16 protein-coding genes and 4 pseudogenes are annotated in these 23,829 nt (G+C 45.4%); 6 read left to right on the plus strand and 14 right to left on the minus strand.

Going from position 1 to position 23,829, the window contains the following annotated elements; all coding sequences use genetic code 11:
• The first annotated feature begins 90 nt into the window (after positions 1 to 90).
• The 3 genes from V6N89_RS09790 to V6N89_RS09800 are packed head-to-tail and all read left to right on the plus strand — an operon-like array spanning position 91 to position 2,821.
• Positions 91 to 927, plus strand: a complete 837-nt coding sequence (locus V6N89_RS09790; protein WP_025255415.1) for an AAA family ATPase — start codon at positions 91 to 93, stop codon at positions 925 to 927.
• Entirely contained in the window at positions 927 to 2,108 is a 1,182-nt protein-coding gene (locus V6N89_RS09795) for a vWA domain-containing protein (RefSeq protein WP_338517380.1), read from the plus strand. Before V6N89_RS09790 ends, V6N89_RS09795 begins: the two co-directional genes overlap by 1 nt.
• Entirely contained in the window at positions 2,105 to 2,821 is a 717-nt protein-coding gene (locus tag V6N89_RS09800) for a nucleotidyltransferase family protein (protein WP_338517381.1), read from the plus strand. Before V6N89_RS09795 ends, V6N89_RS09800 begins: the two co-directional genes overlap by 4 nt.
• Before the next feature lie 82 nt (positions 2,822 to 2,903).
• Here V6N89_RS09800 and V6N89_RS09805 read toward each other — a convergent pair whose 3' ends face one another.
• The 9 genes from V6N89_RS09805 to cmoA all read right to left on the minus strand — a co-directional run bounded on the left by V6N89_RS09805 (position 2,904) and on the right by cmoA (position 13,085).
• Positions 2,904 to 4,268, minus strand: coding sequence for an MATE family efflux transporter (locus tag V6N89_RS09805; RefSeq protein WP_346993705.1), 1,365 nt, complete (start codon positions 4,266 to 4,268; stop codon positions 2,904 to 2,906).
• 111 nt (positions 4,269 to 4,379) lie between these two features.
• The gene (moeA, locus tag V6N89_RS09810; RefSeq protein ID WP_346993706.1) at positions 4,380 to 5,594 is read right to left on the minus strand and encodes a molybdopterin molybdotransferase MoeA; all 1,215 of its coding nucleotides are present in this window, start codon (positions 5,592 to 5,594) and stop codon (positions 4,380 to 4,382) included.
• Between the two features lie 195 nt (positions 5,595 to 5,789).
• Positions 5,790 to 6,455, minus strand: coding sequence for a phosphoglycolate phosphatase (locus V6N89_RS09815; RefSeq protein WP_338517384.1), 666 nt, complete (start codon positions 6,453 to 6,455; stop codon positions 5,790 to 5,792).
• 109 nt (positions 6,456 to 6,564) lie between these two features.
• Entirely contained in the window at positions 6,565 to 8,319 is a 1,755-nt protein-coding gene (locus tag V6N89_RS09820) for a sugar phosphorylase (RefSeq protein ID WP_338517385.1), read from the minus strand.
• A gap of 5 nt (positions 8,320 to 8,324) precedes the next feature.
• A complete protein-coding gene (locus tag V6N89_RS09825; RefSeq protein WP_338517386.1) occupies positions 8,325 to 9,548 on the minus strand; it encodes a glycosyl transferase in 1,224 nt (407 codons plus the stop codon).
• Between the two features lie 12 nt (positions 9,549 to 9,560).
• On the minus strand, positions 9,561 to 10,370 hold the full coding sequence (locus tag V6N89_RS09830; protein WP_346993707.1) for an HAD-IIB family hydrolase: 810 nt from the start codon (positions 10,368 to 10,370) through the stop codon (positions 9,561 to 9,563).
• The gene (locus V6N89_RS09835; RefSeq protein ID WP_346993708.1) at positions 10,367 to 11,239 is read right to left on the minus strand and encodes a kinase; all 873 of its coding nucleotides are present in this window, start codon (positions 11,237 to 11,239) and stop codon (positions 10,367 to 10,369) included. The genes V6N89_RS09830 and V6N89_RS09835 overlap by 4 nt, the downstream gene beginning before the upstream one ends.
• Before the next feature lie 94 nt (positions 11,240 to 11,333).
• Positions 11,334 to 12,323, minus strand: coding sequence for a tRNA 5-methoxyuridine(34)/uridine 5-oxyacetic acid(34) synthase CmoB (gene cmoB / locus V6N89_RS09840; protein WP_431189795.1), 990 nt, complete (start codon positions 12,321 to 12,323; stop codon positions 11,334 to 11,336).
• 30 nt (positions 12,324 to 12,353) lie between these two features.
• On the minus strand, positions 12,354 to 13,085 hold the full coding sequence (cmoA, locus tag V6N89_RS09845; RefSeq protein WP_338517388.1) for a carboxy-S-adenosyl-L-methionine synthase CmoA: 732 nt from the start codon (positions 13,083 to 13,085) through the stop codon (positions 12,354 to 12,356).
• A 171-nt stretch (positions 13,086 to 13,256) separates the two neighbouring features.
• Between cmoA and V6N89_RS09850 the strand changes: the two genes are divergently transcribed.
• A complete protein-coding gene (locus tag V6N89_RS09850; protein ID WP_338517389.1) occupies positions 13,257 to 13,892 on the plus strand; it encodes a response regulator transcription factor in 636 nt (211 codons plus the stop codon).
• Positions 13,893 to 14,072: 180 nt separating this feature from the next.
• Here V6N89_RS09850 and fadE read toward each other — a convergent pair.
• From fadE to purM, 4 genes and pseudogenes are all read right to left on the minus strand, one after another.
• Positions 14,073 to 16,539, minus strand: a pseudogene (gene fadE / locus V6N89_RS09855) (acyl-CoA dehydrogenase FadE).
• A gap of 346 nt (positions 16,540 to 16,885) precedes the next feature.
• Positions 16,886 to 17,632, minus strand: a pseudogene (locus V6N89_RS21750) (DUF3108 domain-containing protein).
• On the minus strand, positions 17,592 to 18,242 hold the full coding sequence (gene purN / locus V6N89_RS09870) for a phosphoribosylglycinamide formyltransferase (RefSeq protein ID WP_338517392.1): 651 nt from the start codon (positions 18,240 to 18,242) through the stop codon (positions 17,592 to 17,594). The pseudogene V6N89_RS21750 and the gene purN overlap by 41 nt, the downstream one beginning before the upstream one ends.
• Positions 18,239 to 19,280, minus strand: a pseudogene (purM, locus tag V6N89_RS09875) (phosphoribosylformylglycinamidine cyclo-ligase). The gene purN and the pseudogene purM overlap by 4 nt, the downstream one beginning before the upstream one ends.
• A 429-nt stretch (positions 19,281 to 19,709) precedes the next feature.
• On the opposite strand from purM, the pseudogene V6N89_RS09885 reads away from it, so the two are divergent.
• Both V6N89_RS09885 and V6N89_RS09890 read left to right on the plus strand, forming a co-directional pair.
• Positions 19,710 to 21,087, plus strand: a pseudogene (locus tag V6N89_RS09885) (DUF2066 domain-containing protein).
• An 83-nt stretch (positions 21,088 to 21,170) separates the two neighbouring features.
• Positions 21,171 to 21,830: an HdaA/DnaA family protein gene (locus V6N89_RS09890; protein ID WP_338517395.1), complete on the plus strand. Its 660-nt coding sequence runs from the start codon at positions 21,171 to 21,173 to the stop codon at positions 21,828 to 21,830.
• A 40-nt stretch (positions 21,831 to 21,870) separates the two neighbouring features.
• On the opposite strand, the gene V6N89_RS09895 is transcribed toward V6N89_RS09890, so the two are convergent.
• Positions 21,871 to 23,826 (minus strand): hypothetical protein, encoded by a 1,956-nt coding sequence (locus tag V6N89_RS09895; RefSeq protein ID WP_346993713.1) that lies wholly within the window; start codon positions 23,824 to 23,826, stop codon positions 21,871 to 21,873.
• Positions 23,827 to 23,829 lie beyond the last annotated feature (3 nt).

A 23,829-nucleotide genomic window follows, 5' to 3' on the forward strand; every position in this document is an offset into this window, starting at 1 on the left:
GGTCCCAAACGCATAAATGCAAAGTGTTTTTTAGCTATATGTTATTGTTAAAATACATGAAGACGAAGAATTATACGGAGTACAACATCCATGGCTTTTAGTGGCACGTCTAATTACATCGCAACCAAAGACTTACAATTAGCGGTTAATGCCGCCATTACGCTAGAGCGCCCGCTGTTAATTAAGGGCGAGCCAGGCACAGGTAAAACCATGTTGGCCGAGGAACTGGCTGAAAGTTTAGGCACTGAGCTTATTCAATGGCACATCAAGTCAACTACCAAAGCGCAGCAGGGTTTGTACGAATATGACGCCGTATCGCGTTTACGTGACTCGCAGTTAGGTGATGATCGTGTTCACGATATTGGCAACTACATTGTTAAAGGTAAACTTTGGGAGGCCTTTAGTGCAGAAAAACGCCCAGTACTGCTTATCGATGAAATAGACAAAGCGGATATTGAGTTTCCAAACGACTTGCTACTAGAGCTCGATAAAATGGAGTTCTTTGTGTATGAAACACAAGAGCGCGTTGTGGCAAAGCAGCGTCCCATCGTTATTATTACGTCGAACAATGAAAAAGAACTGCCTGATGCATTCTTGCGCCGTTGTTTCTTCCATTATATTCAGTTCCCGAACCCTGACGAAATGCAGGAAATTGTGAACGTGCATTTCCCTGATTTAAAGAAAAAGCTGCTTGATGAAGCGTTAAAAGCGTTTTTTGAAATTCGTGACGTGCCTGGGCTTAAGAAAAAGCCATCTACCTCTGAGCTTATCGACTGGCTTAAACTGTTAGTTGCAGAAGACATTCCACCTGAGGCGCTTCACTCGAAAGACGGCAAAGCAGCCATTCCGCCGCTTTACGGTGCACTGCTTAAAAACGAACAAGACATTCACTTGTTTGAAAAATTGGTCTTTATGGCGCGCCGCTAATGCTTATTCAGTTCTTTTTCACGCTACGAAAGTATCAGGTTAAAACCACGCTTCGCGAGTTACTTGATTTACTCAGAGCTCTGGAAAAGCATGTGGTTTATGCCGATATTGAGTCGTTCTACAGCCTAGCGCGCACCATCATGGTAAAAGACGAAACCCAGTACGATAAGTTCGATAGGGCATTTGCCGAGTACTTTGAAGGGGTAGAGTCGGTCGATTTGTTTGGTAAAGACATTCCAGAAGAATGGCTTCGCAAAGAAATAGAGAAAAACCTAAGCCCCGAAGAGCGCGAGGCGCTTCGTAAAGCGGGCGGCCTTGAAGAGCTAATGGAAACCTTGAAAAAGCGCTTGGAAGAACAGGAAAAGCGCCACCAAGGTGGAAACAAATGGGTTGGTACGGGCGGTACATCGCCGTTTGGCGCCTATGGTGACAACCCAGAAGGCGTGCGTATTGGCCAAAAAGGCAATAGAAAGTTCTCTGCGGTTAAGGTGTGGGATAAGCGCGAGTTTAAAAACTTAAGTTCTGACGTGGAACTGGGTACGCGTAACATTAAAATAGCCCTGCGTAAGCTTAGAAAGTTTGCACGTACTGGCGCCAGCGAACAGCTTGATGTACCAACCACCATTGGTGAAACGGCGAAAAAGGGCGGTTTGCTAGACATTCATATGGCGCCAGAACGCCATAACGCGGTAAAGGTGTTGATGTTTTTTGATGTGGGCGGCTCTATGGACCCTCACGTAAAAAGCACCCAAGAATTGTTTTCTGCTGTACAGTCAGAGTTTAAATACTTAGAGTATTTTTATTTTCACAACTGTGTGTATGAAGAGGTATGGAAAGACAACCTGCGCCGCAATAAAGAGCGCATTCCTATTTGGGATATCATTCATCGCTACGGTAAAGACTACAAAGTTATTTTTGTTGGCGATGCCACCATGGGGCCGTATGAAATTACGTACCCAGGCGGCAGTGTAGAGCACTGGAATGAAGAGCCGGGCAGCGTATGGTTACAGCGTTTGCTTAATCACTTCAATAACGCGGTATGGCTAAACCCGCAGGCTGAAAACTACTGGCCGTATTATTCGTCTATTAAGATCATTCGCGATATTATGGAAGACAGAATGTACGGTTTGACCTTAGAAGGGTTAACCGACGCTATTAAAGGTTTAAGTCGCAGCCGATGAGCTATCGATTAGGCTGTATTTTACTGGCAGGCGGGCAAAGTGCCCGCTTTGGCGGTAACAAGCTAGTGTCGGTTCACCCAGTATCTAACAAACCGTTAGTGGCGCATAGTGCCCAGCAGCTGCTGAAATTGCCTAGTGTGACAAACATCCACGCTACCCTCGCAACCTACGCAGACGTCATACACTGCTTACCACAACCTGTCGTGGTCACGGGCAAATGGGATCTTAGCGTGCGTGACGCACTAGCGCATTTACCCGTTAGCCTTGTTACTAACAGCCTGTGGCAAGAGGGCATTGCGTCAAGTATCCGCGAGGGCGTTAAGCACCTTGTAGGCAACGCATCACCAAGAACCGAAACTGGTCAGGCAAACCCCAGCCACATACTCATTACCCTTGCAGACTTACCCCGTTTAACGGCGCACGATTTAGCCAATTTGGTCGCGGCGTCTTGTGCTAATCCAGCGCATATTGTGTGTAGTGAATGGAGTGATGATGGGACTGGCGCTATCTCTATTAGTGCTAAGCCAAAGCTTACGGTTCCCGCTATATTCCCTGCGGCAGCGTTTAAAGCATTATTGACTTTAACGGGCGATGTGGGTGCAAAGCCTGTTATTAAAGACTATGAAAAAGAAGGGAAGGTTACTGCAGTGTCTATACCCAATGCGCAATTTGATATAGACACCCCTCAAGACTGGACGCCGCTGGCAGATTAATCTGCGTGTAGCGGCGCTTATAGGTTATTTTAATGCTATGCATGCGCGTTGTGGCAATGCCGATAATGTGGCAACACCGATACTAAGCGCGCAAAGTCGAACCGGGGCGCTGAATATAAAGCAAACGTGCGCCCAACATCACAGCGGCTGCACTTAGCCCTACAATAAACCCAATCCAGAAGCCGGCTGCTGCCATGGGCTCGGCAGTCACCCAGTTGGTTCTGCCTAAGATCACGCCCGTGGGTAAGCCAATCAACCAGTACGACACAAACGTAATGATAAACATCGCTGTCGTGTCTTTGTAACCACGAAGCGCATTGGCTGAAATAACCTGCACAGCATCAGACAGCTGAAACAGTGCAGCGTAAATCAGTAGCGCATTAGCTAGGGTATATACGGCTTCGTCGCTGGTATAAAGGCCAATAATAAAGCCCTTTGCTAATAAGGTGAACGTAGCGGTGCACGCTGCAGTGCAAAAGCCAATTAAAATAGCCGTACGTGCTGCTATTTTGGCTTGTCGCCCGTTATTTTGACCTATGCGATAACCAATACGAATTGCTGCCGCCATACCTATGCTCATCGGGAACATAAACATTAACGCCGAGAAGTTAAGTGCTACCTGGTGCGCGGCTACTGTATTGGCACCAAATGGGGCCAGCAGTAGTGCCACTAATGAAAATAGCGTTACCTCAAACAAAATGGTCATGGCAATGGGTAAGCCCATCTTAAACGTACGGTTTATGGTAGTGAAATTAGGTTTATATACCTTGCCAAATAGGTTGTATTTTTTAAGGGCAGGGGCAAAACGCACGTACACAAATGTTGCAATAAGCATTGTGTAAATAACGATGGCGGTAGCCACGCCACAACCTGCGCCACCCATTGCGGGTATTGGCCCAGCACCGTAAATAAACATGTAGTTCCCAACAACGTTAGCCAACAACCCAATAACAGTAATGGTCATGGTGGGTTTAGTTTTACCCAAACCTTCGCAATAGTTACGTAGCCACTGATATAAGGCAAAGCCCGGCATAGCCAGTAGCACATAAATTACGTAGTCTACGGTAATGGTATAAAGCTCTGGTGCCATAGGAAATAGCGATACTATGCTTTTGGTAAACGGTAATAACGCGGTTACCACTACACCTACAAAAAAGACTAAGTAGCCAGCCTGCTGCGACGCATCGGCAATGCCTTCTATATTCTTGTTGCCCTGCAAGCGCGAAATAATAGGCGGCAAAGCCAGCGCTATGCCTTGAATAAAGCACAAAAGCGGTACTGTAATGCTAAAACCAAGGGCAACGGCAGCCATGTCGGTTGCGCTGTAACGCCCCGCCATAATGGTATCGCTTACGCCCATAAGCATTTGTGTAATTTGCGCAACCAATAACGGCCACGCCAGTTTTAATATATCTCTACCTTCCAGTAGGAAGCGTTTCTTGTTCACGAGTGTGTAGTCTCAAATAGTCGTCGTGTGCACACAATGTACTGCAACACGCTTTTAAGTTTGTATGCCGCCGCGCGCTTTTAAACGCAGTCTCTGCGGCTAATTGTTTATTTATAGATGAAAGGGCATCACCGGTACGCTGTCACCTTTGTTCAGGGTGGTAATATCTTCGTGGATCACCATTAAACAATTGGCCGAGGTAATTGACGTCATTACACCAGAGCTCTGCGATTTAAACGGTGTCACTTCCCATTCGCCTTTTTCGTTTTTCACCATGGTTGCGCGCTGAAAATCTCGTCGCCCTGCGCGGCGTTTTACATCTCGGGTAATGTTAGCGTTGATGTAAAGTGGTTCGTAGTTACAGTCTTGCCCTTGCAGCTTTTTAATTACGGGCACTACTAGCAGCTTTGCTGTAACAAATGACGACACAGGGTTGCCTGGCAAACCACAAAATAGTGTGTTACCTATTTTCCCAAGGGCAAATGGCTTACCGGGTTTAACCGCTATTTTCCAAAAATCAATGTTACCCAGTTCGCTTATAATGTCTTTTACATAGTCAGCATCGCCAACCGATACGCCGCCACTACTTACCATTACATCTACTTTGGTGCTGGCTTCAGTGAAAAGCGCGCGTAGTGAGGCTTCGTTATCTTCAACAATGCCAAAATCAATAATGTCCACGTTTTCATTACGCAAAATACTGCTTACGCCCACGCGGTTCGACTCGTAAATTTGTGTGCTGGTGCGCTCGCTGCCAGGGTGTGCCAATTCAGACCCAGTAGCTACCACGCCCAAGCGAAGTTTACGGAACACGGTAACGTCACTTTTGCCTTGCGAAGACAATAACATAAGGTGCTCTGCGCACAGCTGCGTACCTTGTTTTACTAGCACATCGCCAACGGCAATATCATTGGCTTTTTTACGAATATTCTCGCCTGATGAGGGCGCTTTCGTAATGCAAACTTTGTCTTTGCCACCGTCGGTGTTTTCAATCATTACCACGGCGTCGGCCTGTGGTGGCATAGGGGCGCCTGTCATTATCTTAAACGCATGGCCCGCTTGCAGTGGTGTGCTTGCCTCCATGCCCGCAGTAATCACACCTTGCACGTTAAGAGGCGTTTCGCCGTCAAGCGATGCGGTATTGACGGCGTATCCGTCCATAGCGGAATTGTCCCAAGGCGGTACGTCTACATTGGCCACAACTTCATCGGCCAAAATACGGTTGGTGGCATCAAAAATACTCACCTGTTCAGTCTCGCAAATAGGCGTAGCGGCATCGAGTGCTTTAGACAACGCTTCTTCTAACGAAAGCCATTTAGATGACATACCAACCACCTTATAAACTGTTGTTCTGTATATTAATGAACAGCGGATGTTACAGAAAAACCAACGTTATACCAAAGATTAATGTTGGTTTTAACATGGGTTTTGTGAAACTGCGTGAAAGGATGGAAAGTTGGTTACCCATTTAGAACTTCACTTTGTTCTGTTGGAAGGGGCATCACCAGCAATTTTAGTCTTTTACAACGTCAATAACTGGGTAAAACAATCAAACACCCAGTCGGGTTTATGAATGGCAATATCTTCGCCGTAGTTGTAACCGTAAGTTAACCCGACACACCTCATATTAGCGGCCTTGGCGGCCTGTATATCATTTTTTGAATCACCCACCATTATGCACGTCTCTGGCATCACGTTTAGGGTATTGCTAACGTGTAACAAGGGAAGGGGAGATGGCTTTTTCTCAGGTAAAGAGTCGCCGCCAACCGTAACCGAGAACATGTCATTTAATGAATATGCGTTAAGAATTGGTGGAATAAACTCCTCGGGTTTGTTCGTTACCAGCGCAAGGTTGTATTGCTTGCGTTTAAGCGTTGTTAGTGTATCGAATACCCCTTTGTACAATGCGGAATATTGGCATACCAATACGCGGTAATGCGCTAAAAATTTATCAAGCGCCGCGTCTACTTGTTCATTACTTTGGCCATGGGAAATGCTTGTACTTCCACTTAACCCGCGCTCAACCAGCATTCGTGCACCATTACCAACCCAATGTCTTATTGTGGTTTCAGGGTACGTAGGTAAGCCCATGTCATGTAGCGTAGCGTTTAGCGCGTGAGCGAGATCGGGTACTGAGTCGACTAAGGTACCGTCTAGGTCAAAAATAAATGTGGAAATAGGTTGCATTACTACCTTGTGTGTTGGTGGAACTTCGAAAGGTATAATACCGCAGCTTCCCTTCCGCGGTCAGTGTTTGTTTATGCGCTTGCTTTTTGTTTACTAGCGCAAGTACTATTTACTCAAAGTCTTGGTTACTTATCCAAAGCGTTTGGTAAGGCTTCAACTGCAAACTGCCACTTGCTAACGCAATTTCATCTCGAGAGATAAGATCAATCCAGTTATCGGTGCCAATTAAGTTAATATCTGACAACAATACGGTTTGGTCTTCATCGCTAATGTTACTTATGCAGAATACGCTTTGTTTTCGGTCTAGGCTTTGTCGCCAGTAACCAAATAGCTGTGTACCTAACTGCAGCGTAAACTGTGTCGCGTTAGGGTGAAACGCTGGTTGTGCTTTTCTAATGCGAATAAGCTGCGACAGGCGGGTTAATACTTTGTGGTGCTGCGAGAACGGCGAATCAAGCAATGCTTCTAGTTCTTTTAAGTCCCAGCGACGTCGGTTTATAGAACGGTTTTGGCCCGTATTGGCAACTTTCTCGTAGTCGTTTGAAGTACCCAACAAACTGTGAATGTAAAGCCCTGGGATCCCTTCCATACCCAGCATGATGGCATGAGCGCAAATAAAGCGATCGACTTGATATTTATCTGGGCCTTTGGTGGTGCCTTGCAACGCGTCGAACAAGGTAATGTTTATTTCATAAGGCTTTTGCTGACCGTGATCAGACGCACGCCATGAAATTTTACCCCCGAAATGTTGCATCGTATGCACCAACTCCGATATTTCTTCTTCACTTAGCAGCCCTTCAGCTGGCCTAAGCCCAATACCGTCATGCGAAGCAATAAAGTTGAAATACGCAGTACCATTTTGTGCAGGCGGCATGCTCATCATCCAGCTTTTCAAATACGTGCAGTCGCCTGTTACCAAGGTATTTACCAATAGTGGCGGTAATGAAAAATTATAAATGGCGTGCGCTTCGTTGGCGTTACCAAAATAGGTTAGGTTTTCGCGGTTAGGAATATTGGTTTCTGTAATAATAATGATTGAAGGGTCGACATGTTCAATCAAAGTGCGCAATAAGCGAATAACTTCGTGCGTTTGCGGCAAGTTAATGCAATTCGTGCCCACAATTTTCCATAAAAAGGCGACAGCATCTAGTCGAAACAACTTCGAGCCTTTGTCGATGTATAGGCGAATAATATCAACAAAAGCCAGTAGGACCTTGGGGTTTCTAAAGTCAAAATCTACCTGATCGTGACTAAACGTACACCATACGTGCTTGGTGCCGTTAGCCGTTTCAGTTTCACGCAACAATGGCGAAACCCGTGGTCGGGTTACCATCGACAAATCATCAGTCGGATCCGCTGTAAAAAAGTAGTCAGAACCCGGCCCTTCACCTTTAATGAAATTATCAAACCACACGCTTCTTGCTGAACAGTGATTTATCACAAGGTCAGCCATTAGCCCGTAGTCTTTGGCAATATCTTCAACATCGTCCCACGAGCCAAGCGCTTCGTTAACTGTCGAGTAATCAATGACAGAAAAACCATCGTCAGAGCTATACGGAAAGAACGGCAGAATATGCACGTTGTTTATTGTATTTTTGCAGTAGCGGTGAAGAAAGCGGTTAAGCGTCACAAGCGGGCGCTCGTCATCATCTATCACGCTGTCGCCATAGGTGATCATCACGATATCTTCCTCATCCCAATAATTGTGATGAGATTGAGGCGAGGCAATATCGGCATCTGACTTAATACCAATAGTATTCATTAAGTCGGTCGCTAACGTCTCATACGAGACGTTAAGCGCTACATCAGCATAAATACTTTCAAGATGGTGTTTTACTTTGTCATGGAGAAGGTCCCATGCCATATTACTTACTCCATAAATTCTGCAGTATCAGCTTCAACCGCCTCTAAAAGACGCTCTAAAATATCGGGTACCGCGCTGGTTACGCGGTTCCAGCTTGGTATAAACGGCGTTTCCATGGGGTTTTCTAAAAAGTTTTGACCCGCTTTCATAATGTTGCTGGCAAACATTTCTACCGCTTTTTCTTCGCTGTGAATGTCAAGGCTAAGCCCGTTCATAACGGCGTCATTGTGATAGGTTTCAATAAAGTCTAGCGCAATGCGGAAATAGGTTGCTTTAATCGAGCGAAACATTTCATTACTGAAAGTATAGCCTTGTGTTGCCAACTTTCTGAAAATGGCTTTGGTAATGTCGATAGACATTTTCGACAAACCACCTTGGTCGTTGTTAAGCGATAAATCTTGGTGCTTGTGGTCGTAAATGTCACAAATATCTGCCTGACACAGTCTGTTGTGAGAATAGTTGCGGTGCATTTCAGATAGTACGCCAATTTCCAAACCCCAGTCGCTGGGAATGCGAATATCGTTAAGCACGTCGCGTCTAAACGAGAATTCTCCCGCTAGTGGATAGCGAAAGCTGTCCATAAACTCAAGATACTCGTTGTCACCCATAATGCGTTTAAGTGCGCGTAAGAGGGGTGTTACTAGTAAACGAGAAACACGGCCGTTAATTTTGCCATTAGCAACACGCGCATAATAGCCTTTACAGAACTCATAGTTAAACTGTGGGTTAGCAACGGGGTAGATGAGCTTTGCTAGCAGATCTTTTTCATAGGTCACGATATCACAGTCATGCAGTGCAACCGATTCTGCACGATTCGACGCCAGTACATAGCCCATGCAATACCATACGTTACGCCCTTTACCCATTTCTTTAGGTGCAAGTCCTTGCGCTTGAAGCTCTTCGTCTAACGCTTTAAGCCTAGGGCCGTCATTCCATAATATGCGGTGGTGCTGTGGCAGTTTTCCAAAGAATTTAAGCGCATGCTTGTATTGTTCTTGGCTTGCTCTGTCTAAGCCAATAACGACTTCTGACAAGTAAGGTACTTCGGTGAGTTCGTTAACAATATGAGGAAGCGCGTCGCCTTCAAGCTCTGAAAAAAGAGAGGGAAGAATAAGCGCCATTGGACGCTTTTGTGAAAATTGTAGAAGCTCTGCTTCTAGCTCTTCGGTTGGACGACGAGCCAAGTTATGTAACGTTGTTACCACACCATTTTGATAAAAATCAGCCATGTGTCCTCCTGATCAAAGGGATAATAGTTTTGTTAGCATTTCATTCCAGCCTTCAGGGCTTACTAGGGTGCTGGTATATACCTCTTCTTTTTGTACTTCTGGTGGAGGGTTTACCGGTGATAAAATTCTTATAGGAACGTGCGCTGCTTCAAGCATTGCTACGTCATTTTTACCGTCACCAAGGGCTACTGTTTTTACTTTGGTCACGTGCTGTTTTTGGTATTCACTGGCAAGCCACTTAAGGGCTTGTCCTTTATCACAGTTTCCAGAGACGTGAATAAAACGTCCACCTTCAAGTGGAAATGCGCCTCGGTCTTTTACTGCCTGTAGAAAACGTTGTTTTTCCTCCTCTGTTCCTTGCCATAAAATGGGCTCGCCAAACTGACGCTTTGCGGCAAGTGACGCTGAATGCTCATCCAGGCCCGTGCTGTCTATAATGTCCTCAAGCGACATTTTTGAAAACTGCTGGTACTTGGTGTCAAATTCGCCGCCCATCTTCTCAAGCAACTTAATCCAGTAGTTCTTGTTCGATATAAATGCTTTGCACCAATAGCCGTCAACCCACACGGTGCCACTAGGCTTTTGCTTAAAAAATCCGTGTGGAATAAAGATGGCTGCGCCGTTTTCGACAATAAAAGGGCCGTCCAAACCGATTCGTTCGCGCAGTGGCTGTAATTCAGCAAAGGTTTTGCTGGTGGTTGGAATAACCGGAATGTCCTGTTGTCCTAATGCCGTTAAAGCCGGTTTCGCCGCCTCAAAAGAGTAGGTATGGTGGTCTAACAACGTGCCGTCCATATCGGTGAAAACAAGCGTTTTCGTCATTGTTTTATGTCCTGTTCTGTTATTGTTCTTGTAGAGTCTAGTCTAAAAACCGTGTCGCATTTGTCAGGCAAACTGCGAAGCGCGTGCTCGGTAATACGTTGGTAATGTTGCACAAAGTTTGCCACTTCTTCGTCGCTCATTATTCCTGAGCCTTCGCCCTTTGATGACGCCGCTAGTTTATGCTCTTGCTCTAAACGCCACTGATATACACAGTCGAAAGAGGGGGCTTTGAGCATGACGCTGTAGTCAATTTTGTTAAATAGTGTCTGGTATTGACCTACTAATTCGGTGTTAACAAAGGAACGCCAAATACCCAGAGGATCTTCTACTTCTTCAAGATGGTTTATCGGCGCTTTAACCTCTGCGCTAGACTGTGCAGGCACGCCTACACACCAACCTTCAAGAATGATGAAGTCTGGTGCTTGTTCAATGACTGGCCATTGCTCTTTGGGAAAAGGGTTGTCAGTGGCTTTGTTAAATCGCGGAAGCGCAGTGCGCTCGCTGTTATCAAGTTGCCGCAGCGTTGAAAGGGCTAAAGTAATGTCGTGGGTGCCTGGCACGCCTCGCGTTTTTAGCAAAGGGTGAACCTTTATGGCAAGCGCACTGCGCTCAGACTGGTCTAAATAGAAGTCGTCAATAGAGAGGGACACAACGCGTTTGTTGTATACCGATGTCAGCGTGGCTTCAATAAAACTGGTTAACGTAGATTTACCAGAACCTTGGCAACCGTTTATCCCGACGACAAAGGGTTTGTTTGCACCTTTTTGGTGCTTTAGTAGCCGTTCACATAATGGTGTGAACCATTTTTGTGCAATCTCTGCATAGCTACTTGGCAATTGATGTGTTGCTAGAAAGCCATGTATGTCCATGTTGTCACCCTAATCAATGCAGAATACTTACACTCTAGCAGACTAGGGTTACAACATTTATGCCAACAAAGAGCTAATGCGCTTTAGCAATGCACTACTTCTTGTTAGCGACGATCACGGCTCTTTGTGGTGCAGGGTAACCTTCTATGGTGCGCGTAATATCTTCTGGATCGAGAAAATCTTTCAAAGACTGCGTGTCCATCCAAGGTGTTGAGCGTTGTTCGTCTAATGTGGTGTGGTTTACATCCACCACGCGAATATTTTCAAAGCCTAGACGTGAAAGCCAAACGGTAAGCGCCGCTGTGCTGGGTAAAAACCATACGTTTCGCATTTGTGCATAGCGTTCACCCGCCATGAGCACCGTGTTTTCATCACCGTCGACAACTAGCGTTTCAAGCACAAGCTCACCGCCTTTTCGAAGCTGGTCCTTAAGTTGCGTTAAAAACGCCATAGGATCTTTTCTGTGGTATAGCACGCCCATTGAAAACACGGTATCAAATGCTTTTAGCGGCTGCATGTCTTCAATACCCATAGGCAAAAAGTGAATGTTGCTCGTGGCGGCGCTATCACTTTTCATGAAATGCTTTATGGCTTGAAATTGAATAAAGAATAATTGCGTGGGGTCAACGCCGATAACACGAGAGGCACCTTCACCCAACATGCGCCACATGTGATAACCACTTCCGCAGCCCACATCGAGTACATGTCGGTTTTCAAGTGATGCGATATGCGGAACTACGCGGTCCCATTTCCAGTCAGAACGCCATTCTGTGTCTATATGAATACCATGAACATGATAAGGCCCCTTACGCCATGGCATGAACTGCCTAAGCAAGCCTTCGATTTGTTTCTGCGTATACTCATCAATATCGTCTGATGTACCGATTGTGACGGTATGTTTTAAATCAACAGCGCTAACATCTGTTTTGGGCAATTTGCTTAATAGCCTGCACCATTTATCAAACTCACCGTGCTTACCCGTGCGCTGCCAGTTATCCATAAGGGCAGGAAGTGTTTGCAGCCAATGGGCTAGGGGGCTTTCTAACAACGATTGGTAACAGTCTCTAAACCAGGTTTGTTCTATTTTACTCATTCTTTTCTCAGTTCGTTGGCGCTAAGCCTTAATCGCAACCATTGACGTAAAGTTATAGCACTTGTACCACATTACAACGTCACTAAAACCAACCTGTTTGAGTCGTGTTTCGTGCTCGCTAAAAGTGTCTGTTAGCATCACCTTTTCAAGCGCTGCACGTTTTTGGCTAACTTCAAGTTCACTATAACCATTGTCACGCTTAAATTGGTGGTGTAAGTCAATAAGCAATTCGTTGCCAGCAATTGTTGGGTGTCTAATTTTTTCAGATAACACCAGAATGCCGCCAGAATTTAACCCACTAAAAATCTTTGCTAGCAATGCTTCGCGGTCGGCAGGTGGTATAAATTGAAGCGTGAAATTCATGACCACCATAGAAGCGTTGTTTATATAAACGTCTTGCGCAAGGGCCTGTTCAATGGAAATAGGGTTGGGTAAACTAAAGGCTTGTACAACTCGTTTACAGCGTTCGACCATTGCTTCACTGCTATCAACACCAATAATATTGCAGCGCTTGTCCTGTGTCGCACGCGCTACTGAAAGGCTTGCCGCGCCAAGCGAACACCCTAGGTCATACACGTTTGAATTGTCGGTCACAGTGCTCTTAGCAAGCTCACCAATAGTGTGAATAATGGTTTCATAACCCGGTACCGATCGTTGAATCATATCAGGGAACACATCAACCACAGACTCGTCAAATTTAAAGTCGGCTACTTTACTGAGCGGGTTTGCATAAATGTTGTCGTGCTTCTTCACATTAGGCCTTCATTTCATCGTTTGGGCCGCAATTTTAACGTTTGAATTGCAAATGCCAATCTAAAACGCCAAATTTCTTAGAAATTGCGCTATTTTTAAGGTTTAGGGCTTTTCGTTACTAAACGAAAGTATTAATCTATCAGGAAATACAATAAGGAAGCAGTAACGCTAATGACGAGAATTCTAGTAGCAGACGATCATCCATTGTTTCGCGAAGCATTAAGCGGCGCGTTAGAACCCTACTTTGAAAATGCGGAAATTATCGAGGCAGGAAGTCTCGAATCAGCGCAAGAAAAGCTAAGTGAATTCGACGGCGTAGAACTTGTCCTCCTAGATTTAAACATGCCGGGTGGTGAATACTTCAACGGCCTTATTACACTACGCGAAGAATATCCAGATATTCCGGTGGGCGTAATTTCAGGCAGTGACGGCGTGGAAGTGGTAGCGCAAGTAATGAGCCTAGGTGCACAGGGTTTTATCCCAAAAGTTTCAGCCACACGCGAAATTGCCCAAGCCATTGTAGATATCATTGCAGGCAAGCGTTGGTTACCTGAAGGAATGGAAGAGCAGCTTGAAAAAGTTGATGACGAATTGAAAGTGCTACTTCAGCGTTTCCGTGAACTTACGCCTAAACAAATTCAAGTATTGTCGTACCTACGAGCAGGTTTGATGAATAAGCAAATTGCTCATGAAATGAACGTAACTGAAGCGACAATTAAAGCGCATATCAGTGCCATTTTACGTAAGCTTGAAATCAATACACGTACCCAAGCAGTCCTGCTTATGGACAAGCTTCAGTTAAGCTAATCTAGCGATACTGTTTGCTGCTCTGCCAATAGGGCTGTGGCAAAAAGCGAATTGTAAAAGATACAAAAAACCGGAGCACACACGCTCCGGTTTTTTTATGTCTATTCGTAGCAGGTTATAGCAGTAGACACAAAAAGGCCGCTTACGAGCGGCCTTTTAATTTAATTGCTATACAAAGCGTTATGCAGCTTTACCGCTACGTTTCTTTGTTGCTTGCGTTGAAGAGTTAATCTTGGCAACAAGCTCTTCATGGTCGAAGTCATCAACGTTAATAGTGCGCAAGCGACCCGCTTCTGTTTTACGAAGTAGGTTTGCTTCATCTTCGTTAATAACACCGTCAGCCAACGCTTCATCAGCTAGTTTGTCCAGCTGTGTGAACGGAAGCTTCGCTTTCTTGTGCTTGCAGATGCGTTCGAAGACTGGCTCACTTGCCAATACGTCGTCTAGCGTCTGTTCTAAGTCACCCATTAAGCTGCCTTCTTCACGGCTTAAGTACTGACCATAACCTAGGCGGCTACGTGAAGAGCAAGGTGTTTGTAGCATCTGTGCAATTGCGTGTTCAGTTTTATCTGACGGCTTGCCAACTCGACGACCAAATGGAATAACCATAGCACGAAGGGCCACAGCAATTGCTTTGTTCGGGAAGTTAGCCAAGAAATCGTCAATTGCGGTTTCAATGTCGTGCAAGGTAGTTTGCATTGCCCAATGAAGAAGCGGTAGGTCTTCTTTTAGACGACCTTCTTCGTCAAAGCGCTTAAGCGTTGTGCTACCTAAATACAGACCACTTAAAATGTCGCCTAAACGTGCAGATAAACGCTCACGACGTTTCAAGTCACCGCCAAGCACACCCATTGACACGTCAGTAAGTAATGCAAGGTTTGCACTGTAGCCCTGAAGCAACTTGTAGTAACGCGCTGTTTCATCGGTAAATGGCGCAGCACTAAATGCACCATTGGTTAATGAGAACCAAATACTACGCACGGTATTTGCTACCGCAAAGCCAATGTGACCAAACACGGCTTTATCGAAGGCTTTAAGCGCTTCTTTTCTATCTTCAATAGATGCAGCTTCAATTTCTTTTAGTACGAACGGGTGACAACGCATCGCACCTTGGCCAAAGATCATCATGTTACGAGTAAGAATGTTTGCACCTTCTACCGTAATTGATACAGGCAGACCCTGATAACCGCGACCCAGGTAGTTGTTTGGCCCAAGCATTACGCCCTTACCACCATGCACATCCATTGAGTCATTAATGACCTGACGCATTTTTTCAGTTAGGTGATATTTACAGATTGCCGAGATAACCGAAGGTTTCTCACCCAAATCTACACCTACCGTAGAGAAGCGTGTAACGCCATCCATCAAGTAAGCATTACCACCAATGCGCGCTAGCATTTCTTCAACGCCTTCCATATGGCCTACCGGCATACGGAATTGGCGACGAATGCGTGCATAAGCGCCAGTTGCCAATGATACCGATTTTGCACCATAGGCTGCTGAAGATGGAAGGGTAATACAACGACCTACTGACAAACACTCAACCAGCATACGCCAGCCGCGGCCTGCCATTTTCGGACCACCAATAATGTAGTCGATAGGTACAAAAATTTCTTCACCACGAATTGGACCATTTTGGAATGGCGTATTAAGCGGGAAGTGACGACGGCCAATTTCAAGGCCTTTGGTGTCGCGAGGAATAAGGGCACACGTGATGCCTGGTTCTTTATTGTCGCTAAGAAGGCCGTCTGGATCTTGAAGCTTGAATGCAAGACCAATAACAGTCGCAATAAGCGCAAGAGTGATGTAGCGCTTGTTGAACGTAAGGCGCATACCTAACACTTCTTCACCGTTGAACTCGCCTTTACAAACCACACCTACATCAGGGATAGCGCCTGCATCTGAACCCGCTTCTGGGCCAGTTAATGCGAAACAAGGGATTTCTTCACCTGCAGCAAGACGTGGTAAATAGTGGTCTTGTTGCTCTTTGGTGCCGTAGTGCTGAAGTAGCTCGCCTGGGCCTAATGAGTTAGGTACACCAACGGTACTTGACAGTACAGCGCTTACGCCTGCTAGTTTCTGTAATACGCGAGATTGCGCATACGCAGAAAACTCAAGACCACCATACTGTTTCTTGATGATCATGGCGAAGAACTTGTGATCTTTCAGGTATTGCCAGATTTCAGGCGAAAGGTCAGCGTCTTTGTGGTTTATTTGCCATTCGTCAACCATTGAACAAACGGTATCACAAGGACCATCTAAGAACGCTTGCTCTTCTGCTGTAAGACGACCTTTGGGAATGCGATGTAGCTTGTCCCAGTCAGGCTTGCCACTGAAAATATCGCCATCCCACCATACGGTACCTAAGATCGATAGCTTCCTGCTCAGTGCTCGACATTTCTGGCATAACCTTGCGATAAAACGCAAGAAGCTTTGTAGAAATGTGCTGTTGTCTGATGTTCGTCAGCGTAAAGGGCAGCGTTAACGCTAGGTAGATTACCCAACCGAATAGGCCGATATCTCCAAAAAGAGTGCCTAAAATCATGACACCTGCACCCATGGCAACTGCTGTTACCAAGCTGGTGCGCTTATAACTAGCTACAGCTAGTGTTACTACCACCAGTAAAAACCAAATAAAATCTGCCATACTTCACTCCTGAAAGGCGTTGAACGTTACACAGGTCAATACTCAGTTGTGGCGAAAATTCACTCAATGACGTCACAATTTGAGGTCAGACCAGCATGCTGTAAACCTATTATTTAATAGGGCAAAGATCAAGATTTTTACATGAATAATGTGTTAATAGCTGTATAAATAATAGGGTGCATCACTAAGTATAGTCGTTGGTTATAGATACTTATTAAACAACTAGATAAACAGGGCGTTTTGGCGGTAATTTAATGAAAAGAATGGCAATAAAAATGGACAAATAATAAAAGGAAGGCGCGCGGTAGTTAAACAAATTGTTACAACAACGCACGCCGTTATTGGCTTATTGGGCAGAGAAAGACTTCAGTTTAATATCACCCTGTTCGTCGCCTTCTTTAAATTGCTGCAATCGCACTAGCGCATAATTTAATGAAGGGGCAAACCACGCATAAGTTTCGCGTTTTTTAGAGTCTCTGATGAGTTTTACTTTAACAGCATCAATTTTCCCATACGGCAAGGATAGGGTTTCTTTGGCAATAACATCTACACCGTACTGGCGTAATTCACCGCGGTAGTTCACAAAGTCGTAGGTTAACGATGTTTTGCCGTCAGCCAGTTGCTTTCCTAGATCTAAGCGGTAAATTTGATTATCAAACTCACCATTCCAGTCAAATGTCTCACCGTCTTCTACGCGTATTTTTCCGCCGCCTTGCTGGCTAAAAGTGACTTTCAACTCTTTGTCAGGGTTAGGTGCCCGAGCGGTTATAAAAATACTGAGAAGGTACCAGAGTATTGTCATTTACACTGAAAATAGAGTGTTCACTGCGTTTGTCGGATAAGAAAAACTTAGACACTTTTGACGTGTACAGCAGCGAATATTGATTATTGCCTAAATTGGATAGTTCGATGCTTGCTTCGCCTACATCATCATCCCATTTATATGCTGTGTACGTTGCTTTATAGGGTGTTAAGTTAAGTGATGTATCCTGACTATCTTGCGCCATTACTGACAACGAAAGTGTCAGTAATGAAACACCTAAGCAAGGGTTTTACTCGCTCGCATAACCAGATTCTGGAAGTTCTTGATCATCTAAAACAGCCTTATTGTTTCGCATCATAAGTCGTCCTTCGCTGTACCAAGATAGCACAAGCGGATAGATGCGGCGTTCTTGTTCCTGTACACGCTCGGCTAAATCGCTAGCAGTGTCATCTTCAAACACAGGAACGCGACTTTGAATAATGACCGGGCCACCATCCAATTCAGGCGTGACGAAATGAACGCTTACACCATGTTCGCTGTCACCGTTATCGATAGCACGTTGATGCGTATTTAACCCTTTGTACTTCGGCAACAAAGATGGATGAATGTTCACTAATTTTCCAGAAAAATAGTTTACAAACTCAGGGGTTAAAATACGCATAAAGCCAGCAAGCACGACACAGTCCGCGCCAAAAGCATCAATTTGTGCTTTTAGTGCGCTGTCGTAGTCGTTGCGGTCTTCATACTGTGTGTGGTCAATACACACAGCGTCGATTCCCGCTTCTTTAGCGCGCTCTAAACCATAGGCGTTAGGGCGGTTACTTACTACACCTGTAATTTCGGCATTCAAACGGTTCGCTTTAATTTCATCAATAATGGCTTGCAAGTTACTGCCGTTACCAGAAATAAGAACACAAAGTTTGGTTACAGGATTACTCACGCGTTGATCTCTACTTGCTCGTCGCCGTCTTTCGCTTCAATGTCACCAATGAGCCATGCATTTTCGCCGTGCTGCTTCAGGATGCTTAGTGCATTGTCTACGTCAGAATCATCGACAACAATGACTAGCCCTACACCACAGTTAAACGTGCGGTACATTTCGTGCCGCGTTACGTTACCGTTTTCTTGCAACCAAGAGAAGATAGCTGGCCATTCCCATGTTGACTCGTCTATAACGACTTTGGCGTCTTCAGGCAGCACGCGTGGGATGTTCTCCCAGAAGCCACCACTAGGTAATATGAGAAATTGCGCTAACCTGAACTTCTTCAAGCAGTGCCAATACTGATTTTACGTAAATGCGTGTTGGTTCAAGTAATTGGTCAATAATTGGCTTTCCGTTAAGGTTTTCATTAACGTCAGCACCGCTTACTTCAATAATTTTACGAACCAGTGAATAGCCATTTGAGTGAGGACCTGAAGAACCCAAAGCAATAAGTTTCTGGCCTGGCTTCACGTTTGTGCCGTCAATAACCTTGTCCGCTTCAACAACACCTACACAAAATCCAGCGATATCGTAGTCGCCATCGTGGTACATACCAGGCATTTCGGCAGTTTCACCACCAATTAGTGCACAGCCAGCTTGCTCACAGCCTGCGCCAATGCCAGTTACTACAGAAGCTGCTACGTCTACGTCTAGTTTGCCAGTGGCGTAATAATCTAGGAAGAAAAGAGGTTCTGCACCTTGAACAATAAGGTCGTTCACACACATAGCAACAAGGTCAATACCCACGCCGTCATGACGGTTTGCATCCATTGCTACTCTTAGTTTAGTACCGACACCATCAGTGCCAGAAACTAGTAAGGGCTTTTTATATTTAGTTGGGAGCTCGCATAGTGCACCAAATCCACCTAAATTACCTTTCACCTCGGGGCGGTGTGTTTTTTTGGTAACAGATTTAATGCGTTCGACAAGTTGGTTTCCTGCGTCGATATCAACGCCTGCATCTTTGTAACTTAAAGAGGTTTTATTTTCGCTCACGTTTGGGCCCTGGAACTAAGAGGTAGAAAAACGCGGATTCTACCAGTAAGTCGACACAAGTCCAATTTGTCACAGGGTTTTTGTGGTCTTTTTTTTGCCTAAACTTCAGTATCTAAACGGTATGTTGACCAAAAGGTTAACGCTAAACTGCTGGTATCGAAAAACAATGTGTCACAATCTTTTTCATTTTAAGGATGAAATTCACCAAAATATAAAAGAGAATAGAAAATTAATGCGTAGTACCCTTTTTATACAGGCAAAAATTGGGTGTGTAGATCAAATGGAGAGTGGATGTTGTCGATGTTTAAGCGCAATGCTGCACTACGAGTAAACCGCAAGACACAACCTTTAAGTAAAAGCACATTGTATGGCGTGGCGAATTCTATTGCCTTTGTAAGTGCAAGTTTGCTTTTGTCAGTATCGACACCAATGTCGGCGTTTGCTGCCCAGCGTGTAGTGGTCAATGAAGCGCATATTGAGGTGGATGATCAAAGCCAGCGCACTCAACAGGCCGCGTTGAAAAAAGCACTTCAACAAGTACTAGTAAAAATGTCAGGAAGTACCTCGGTGTTAGATAATGCTAGGTGTAAAGGCCGCCTTGCGCGCCCCTCAGTCTTTGCTTCGCTCTTATCGCTTCAGTTTTGATAATAGCCGTACTTATTATGTTGCCGAATTTGATCAGGCAAAACTTACGGAACTTCTTCAACGAGAAATGCTTCCTCTTTGGGGTGATAGACGACCTGTGACCATTGTGTGGGTAGCACATGATACAGATGAAGGTGAAAGGCTAATCTTAGATGAGTCTTTGCCAAGCGACCTAGGTGAAGCAATTAAGCGCAAGGGAAAAGAACGCGGTGTTCCACTTACCTTGCCACTTATGGACTTAACCGACAACGTCAACATTACGACCTATGACGTATGGGGGCGTTTTGTTGAGCCTTTGCGCAATGCGTCTGTGCGATATGCCGTTGATAATATTATTGGGGCGCGTGTATACAAAAACGACCCTACTATTATTCCCGAATTACCAGAAGACACAGTACCAGAAGACACTGTGCCTTCTGGCACTGTTGATGAGATTCTTGACGAATTAGCGCCCGCGACTGAATCAGTGCCTTTGGCTGGAACAACGCCCGTGGCTAGATCAGAAATTAACCCTTATGATGCTGCAACTGACGAGTCTTCAGCAAATTTAGGCAATATCGAATTAAACCAAACTGAGTCAACACCTCGTGACAATAGCGCATTGCCATTTGAAGAGGTTGCTATTTCGGGCACAGAGCAGACGTCCGAATTTGTTGCGCAATATGAAAGCGGCGAGGACCTTCAGTCCGTTTTACCATTCAGTATGGATGAATTTGCCGATTACGCAAAACGGGCACAGGAAGGTGAATATGCATTGGATTGGGTGTTTGTGGGACGCGGCAAAGTTAGCTACGGCAGTATTTATGGCGACTCGCCAGAATTACTAGGTAGACAACTTATCGATGCATATTCCAATTATTTGTCTTCACAATTTGCTGTAGTGGGTATAGAAGCATCACAACGTGAAGAGCTCGTCATTTCAGTGGCTAACATAGGCTCGATTGGTAGTTATGCCAATGCAAAAGCATATTTAAACAGCTTAAGCGTCATTGAAACCGCCACACTGGTAGAACAATCAGGCACGGTAGCAACGTTTTCTCTTACACTAATTGGTACGGTTGACGACTTGTTAAATAGCCTGAAACTTGAGTCAAAATTAAAGCCAGTGACGGACGCTGATGGTCAAACAGTCAGTGGCCAAAACTTCTATTGGAGTAACTAAAACGATATGCAATTACCTTTGCCAGTCACACTGCTTAGGTTGATGAGAACTTCGATAGTTTCGTCAATGTAGGCAATGAGGAAGTGGTCACGCTACTGCAAAGTATCGTGGATGCACTGCCTGACTGGCGACAGGCTAGCGCTTTGGGGCATTTGTCCTCGCTTAAACTCCCATTAGTGACGTTATTAGGTAGCACTGCCATCGGCAAAAGCCATCTTCTGTTTGCAACCTGCCATCAGCTTGCGAAGAAATCTGTCAGTCACTTGTACCTTAATATGAACGACTATCGCGCGTGGTCTTACGATATATTCGAAGGGCTGGAAGATTTATCTGTTATTGCGCTTGATAACATTCATGCAATAGCGGGTGATGCGCGTTGGGAGGAGGCCCTTTTTGACTTACTGAACCGCGTAGTTGAAACCCAATATACACTTGTGCTTTGCACCAGTCATTTGGGGCCGTCTAACCCCGCTTTTACGCTGCCAGATCTAGGATCACGCTTGGCGTGGGGTGTAATTTATCACGTTAATCAATTAGATGACGCAGGCAGAGAAGAGGCTGTGCGGCTACGTGCAGAAGAAAGAGGGTTGAAGCTTTCTAACCAAGCGCTGCAGTTTTTGTTGCATCACAGTGAGCGGGATTTAAAAAGCTTAATGACGCTACTTGCGCGACTCGATACGCGCTCGCTTCAGGAGCAAAAGCGTCTCTCAGTTGCAATGGTTAAGCGCGAATTAGGCCTTTAATATTCGTGGTCCCAAGGCACGTCTTCTCCCCTCAGTAGAACTAGCGTTTTTCAAATCTATCAACAACCTTCAATTCTTCAGCAATCGATATTGTATTTTCAATTAGCGTAGGCGTTTCACTGATGATCGCATCACCACTATTGTCGCTAGCGTTTCCTAGTTGTTGCTGTGATTGTGCAAACGAGACGGTGTCGCGCCAAGATTGCCCAGTGGGTAAAAATTGTGGAGAGGGCATGTTTGCCTGAATTTGTGGAACATTCAGATTAGGTAATAGCCTGTTTACGGCGTAGGCGACACGAGGCTGCACTAGAGGCGCGTTAACTCTATCTCGCTGTCCCCATGAAATGTTAAACGTACCGTTGTCGATTGCATCTCTGGAAAATACGCCTAAATCGGCGCTTACGCCAAGACGGTGCAGCATCATAAAGCGCTCAAAAAGAGTAGCGATATCTTCACGTTCGGTGAAGTAAGAGTAAAACGATACTGCTCCGTCTTGTTCGAACCAGCGTGCGATTTGCAGCGCAGTATAGTTTTGTTGCGTGTTAGTCGCATCATCACCGCCGTAGCGCACCTGTGCGATGGCATGAAGCTGCACTGAATTAAGGGGCAAGGCGCGTGAAAGACCTGTAGATATGGGAGATGTATCGTTATAGGCAGATAGTGGGCTATCGCTGTTCGATAGTTGTGCCCATTCAGTATAATCGAAAAAATCGTTGGCATGGGCAAGCTCGTGATACATCAACCAAGATAAGGCTGCTTCTACCTCGCTGTCGCTTCTAGATAAACGATCAGAAGGGTCGAAACTTGTGAGGATAGGAAAATAATAGGCATTGTCTTTGGTGTAGCGCCACGTTGTAGAAAAGGATAATTCATTGCCAAAGCCACTACGATAATCTGGACGCGTGTTCAGCGTATCTCGCTCTTCAGGTGTTCGCCAAAAGTTATTGGCATCTAGATATATAGCACCAGTAGCAACCCAATAAAAAGACGGGCGGATGTCATAGGAAATAACCACTGCTGTTGTCGCTCTCAACAAGTTGAGCATATCAGCTTGGCTCTGTGACGTTTCAAGGAACTGCTTAAATGCATCACCCATCCACGGGTGAGACACATAAGTCCGGTCTAGAATATCGTCTATCGTGGGGTTTTCCGTTACCTGCCCAATAAGGGGTAACGTGGAAAAACGGCAGCTGTTTTTCACCGTATTGTTATATACACATTGTGTTAGGGCATCTGCGTAGGGACTGTCAGCGATGTAAGGTTGCATATGACTAGTCACTGTTTCTATAGCAGCACCGTCGTTATCGACAAAAAAGCCTTCGGTGTCTAAGGCTATATCTTTAACAAGGATGTGCGCTGTGTCTTGGAGTTGATCTCCATTTGATAAGCTAAGTGTGGCGGTCATTGCAATGACACTATCAGCGCTTACTCTGGGCGCTTGGAAATAAACGCTGCGACTAAATTCTCCACTGTCAAAAGAGAGTGACGGTATTTGTGGCCCTGATGTTTGCTCCCATTCAATATCTGTTATCTCGAGATTGCCTAGTCTAATTGCGTCTACTGACAGAGACACTCGTCCGCCTTCTGAGGCCTCATGCCCAAGGCGCACAACAGCAAGTGCATCATTAGTTTCGTTAACGGAGAGCGTGGTTGAATCGGACAATAGCTCGCCTGTATCCAGCGTTACATCGACATTGACGACGGCGTCCCCGCTTTGTGTGGTATCAAATCCAATTGCCTGTGTATGCGAGGAAAGTGGAGACGTTGCTATGCCTGTTACGGTCCAGGTAATGTTGTCGATTTTTGTTCCGGCGGGTGCCGCTACGACAAAATCGACGCTGTCACCCACGTTGGCTGTTTGCGGCCCTTGAATGGTGATCGTAGATGGCGAGTCAACTGTGGGAGGTGAAGCTGGCGAATCTGAACCTGAGCCGCCGCAGCCACTCAACAACCCAATGATAAAACCCACTAATGGGAAAAATCGCCAGCTTTTCATAAC

It is taken from the genome of Alteromonas gracilis (assembly GCF_036870955.2).
Taxonomy (GTDB): Bacteria; Pseudomonadota; Gammaproteobacteria; order Enterobacterales; family Alteromonadaceae; genus Alteromonas; species Alteromonas gracilis_A.

Bases quoted from the DNA above. Each gene is read 5' to 3' on its own strand.
- V6N89_RS09790 (WP_025255415.1), top strand. From the start codon at position 91: ATGGCTTTTAGTGGCACGTCTAATTACATCGCAACCAAAGACTTACAA.
- V6N89_RS09820 (WP_338517385.1), bottom strand. From the start codon at position 8,319: ATGGCATGGGACCTTCTCCATGACAAAGTAAAACACCATCTTGAAAGT.
- V6N89_RS09850 (WP_338517389.1), top strand. From the start codon at position 13,257: ATGACGAGAATTCTAGTAGCAGACGATCATCCATTGTTTCGCGAAGCA.
- V6N89_RS09815 (WP_338517384.1), bottom strand. From the start codon at position 6,455: ATGCAACCTATTTCCACATTTATTTTTGACCTAGACGGTACCTTAGTC.
- V6N89_RS09895 (WP_346993713.1), bottom strand. From the start codon at position 23,826: ATGAAAAGCTGGCGATTTTTCCCATTAGTGGGTTTTATCATTGGGTTG.
- V6N89_RS09830 (WP_346993707.1), bottom strand. From the start codon at position 10,370: ATGACGAAAACGCTTGTTTTCACCGATATGGACGGCACGTTGTTAGAC.
- V6N89_RS09800 (WP_338517381.1), top strand. From the start codon at position 2,105: ATGAGCTATCGATTAGGCTGTATTTTACTGGCAGGCGGGCAAAGTGCC.
- V6N89_RS09835 (WP_346993708.1), bottom strand. From the start codon at position 11,239: ATGGACATACATGGCTTTCTAGCAACACATCAATTGCCAAGTAGCTAT.
- V6N89_RS09825 (WP_338517386.1), bottom strand. From the start codon at position 9,548: ATGGCTGATTTTTATCAAAATGGTGTGGTAACAACGTTACATAACTTG.
- moeA (WP_346993706.1), bottom strand. From the start codon at position 5,594: ATGTCATCTAAATGGCTTTCGTTAGAAGAAGCGTTGTCTAAAGCACTC.
- V6N89_RS09795 (WP_338517380.1), top strand. From the start codon at position 927: ATGCTTATTCAGTTCTTTTTCACGCTACGAAAGTATCAGGTTAAAACC.